Source organism: uncultured Ruminococcus sp. (genome assembly GCF_934476685.1).
In the GTDB taxonomy this organism is placed as follows: Bacteria; Bacillota; Clostridia; order Oscillospirales; family Ruminococcaceae; genus Hominimerdicola.
Genome location: NZ_CAKSNX010000042.1, coordinates 1 through 2,906, shown reverse-complemented (window position 1 = coordinate 2,906; position 2,906 = coordinate 1). Strand labels below are relative to the sequence as shown.

General features: G+C 43.3%; 2 protein-coding genes. One reads left to right on the top strand and one right to left on the bottom strand.

The genetic code is table 11. From position 1 onward, the window contains the following. Positions 1-185: 185 nt before the first annotated feature. A complete protein-coding gene (locus Q0E19_RS11775) occupies positions 186-1,649 on the bottom strand; it encodes an IS1634 family transposase (protein ID WP_294409728.1) in 1,464 nt (487 codons plus the stop codon). Positions 1,650-2,270: 621 nt separating this feature from the next. Here Q0E19_RS11775 and upp point away from each other — a divergent pair. Beyond that, a complete protein-coding gene (gene upp / locus Q0E19_RS11770) occupies positions 2,271-2,903 on the top strand; it encodes a uracil phosphoribosyltransferase (protein WP_294409727.1) in 633 nt (210 codons plus the stop codon). Positions 2,904-2,906 lie beyond the last annotated feature (3 nt).

The following is a 2,906-nucleotide window of genomic DNA, read 5'->3' as shown; positions in this document are numbered from 1 at the left end:
GTTCCATTATGGCGACAGATAAATAATCGCAGATAAACGCATAAAAAATATTTTACCATTTGACTTGCATAACCTTTTAGTCTAAAATCCCGTCTTTGACAGTTAATTAAGGGTAAAAAGCGCCAAGCCGTTGATATAACTCGGCTTGACGCTTTTTTAATGTTCTTGAAAATGTAGTATTTTTTCTACTTTTTACTCGCTTTCAAAATTTTTTTCATGTTTTTTTCAGTTATGATCTCACTATCTGTCCTGAAGCCTGAGATATCATGTAGTTTATCTGTAAGTGCCGTCCTTTCAAATGCCGGTATATATCCGATCCCGTCTATTTTTCTCAGCGAATGTGCTTTCAGAGTTGATATTATCTCTTCTGTCGTGTATTCACCTCCGAGTTTATGCTCTAGTATTCTGAGTATTAAAAGAGCGAGGAAACATGTTAGAAAGTGAGCTTTGATCCTTTCATCCTTCCTGACATATACAGGGCGAGCCCTGAACTCTGACTTCATAACTCGGAATGCAGCCTCTATCTCCCATCGACGCTTATTGATGCTTACGATCATGCTTGCCGGGTCATCAAGAGTTGTGCATACAGCTGAAAATCCGTCGTAACATTCTTCTTCATGTATCTTTTCATTATCAAGGATACGCGATATATGTTCGGCTATCTCTCCATCTTTTGTTACCGGATGCTCCATGACAAATCGTGTCGGACTGTTTTGATTTCTTGTTTTTGCTGATGCTCCCTTATCAACGATCTTCTGTGCACGTTCTATCTGACGTTCGCGTATGCTGCGTTCATATGCCTTGTATTTTGGTGAGTAATTTACGATAAGTCTTTGCTCCATACCGTTTTCATTTATCCAGCGTTCCTTGAAAAATACCGTATCATAGTACTTTTCATCATCTATCTTAGAAAGATCATATACCTTAGGATCATTGGTGATATGCCAACCTTTGCAGTCAAGAGCCCATTCTTTAAGGTGATTTTTGAGTTGTTTAAGCGATTGGGTAACGACATATGAACGATCATTCAATGTATTGAATCTACGATTGCTCATGGAAGCAAGACCTGCATCAGTACATACGATAAAGCGGCTCAGACCAAAATCATGAATGATCTGTTTTTCAAGAGGGATCAGCGTAGGCTGTTCATTTTTATTACCTGAAAAAATGTTGAATGCCAAAGGTATACCGTCACCGTCAAGGAACAGTCCCATCTGTACGATAGGGTTTGGACGGTGCTCCTTGCTGAGTCCGTACTGTTTGAGTCCATCTGCTTCTTCTATTTCGAAAAAGTAGTTCGTGCAATCATAGTAGAGGACAGAGGTGTTCCTGTCTTTTAATTTTTTGCTGTTTGAGTAGACCGCAGACTGTATGAAGTCAGAATTCTCGGCAAGAACATCCAAAGCACGATATACTTGATGCAGGTCGTGCTTAGGAGATTCCAGATCGTTCAGCGAATGAGAAAAAGAGGAACGCTTTGATGATGGATGTATGATCCTGCTGTATAGCATTTTAGCAAGGATGTCAGTAAGATCGAACTGAAAATCACGCGCGTCTGAGATTTCAGAACAGATGCGGTCGAGACCCAGTTCATAGAATATCTTTTGAAGGAAAAGGTATCCGGCATTGAAAAGTAGTTTCTCGTTCATAGCGATCTGCTTGGAAGCAGAAAATTCAACAGATAATGAGAGAGAGTCATTTTTATCAGCCTCAGTCATTATACGTGCCTGTTCTTGAGCCCATGCAATGACCTGCTCGCGGTCATTGTTATGTTCAGGAAGCAGAGATGCCATAGTCCCCAGTTTCTTCATGATCTTAGAAGTAGACTTGCCATCCTTACGAAAAGATTTGATGATATATATCTGTTCAGCGTTTTTAGATTTCACGATATTGATCCGCAAAAGAATCACCCGCTTCTATTATATCACAAAATACGACACAATACCACAATTATTTTTAAAAAATTGACAAAAAAATTAAGCATTTGCAACGCTCATGAAGATTTTTTTATTAATTGACTGTCAAACTCCCGAATATTTTACCATTTGACTTGCATAACCTTTTAGTCTAAAATCAATAAGGTAATGTTAGCGGTTTCCGGCGCGATTTTGCCGGAAGCCGTTTTTTCATGCGAAAAAACAGATGCTATGTAAAAGCCCGAAGGGGAGCCGGCGTCACCGCCGGACAGGCATGGCCCGGGGCCATGCTCATGCAGAAAGCAAAAATTAAAACTTGATTTATCAACAAACATAAAACGGAGGAATTAAAAAATGTCAGACAACGTAATTATTCTCGATCACCCGCTGCTCAAGCACAAGATCTCAAGACTCAGAGACGAAACAACGGGAACTAACGAATTCAGAAGCCTCGTAGAGGAGATCGCCATGCTCATGGGTTACGAGATCACCCGCGAGCTGCCGCTGCACGAGGTCGAAATCGAAACGCCTGTCGCAAAGATGAAGGGCGGCATGATCATGGGTAAAAAGCTTGCCATCATCCCGATTTTGCGCGCGGGTCTCGGCATGGTGGACGGACTGCTCAGTCTCGTTCCGGTTGCCAAGGTCGGTCATATCGGTCTGTACCGCGATCCCGATACCCATGAGCCGGTCGAATACTACTGCAAGCTTCCGTTCGACATCGAGGAACGCTACATCATCCTGTGCGATCCGATGCTGGCGACCGGCGGTTCCGCTTCCGGCGCGATCCAGATGCTGAAAAAGCGCGGCTGCACGCAGATCAAGCTCCTTTGCCTGGTTGCGGCTCCCGAGGGTGTGGAAAGACTCCAGGCGGAGCATCCGGATGTGGAGATTTACGCCGCCGCTCTGGATGAATACCTGAATGACCACGCGTATATCGTACCGGGGCTTGGCGACGCAGGCGACCGCTTGTTTGGCACCAAATAAGAA

What these genes read in the sequence shown, in the direction of transcription:
- Q0E19_RS11775 (WP_294409728.1), bottom strand. Translation starts at nt 1,649, where the DNA reads ATGAACGAGAAACTACTTTTCAATGCCGGATACCTTTTCCTTCAAAAG.
- upp (WP_294409727.1), top strand. Translation starts at nt 2,271, where the DNA reads ATGTCAGACAACGTAATTATTCTCGATCACCCGCTGCTCAAGCACAAG.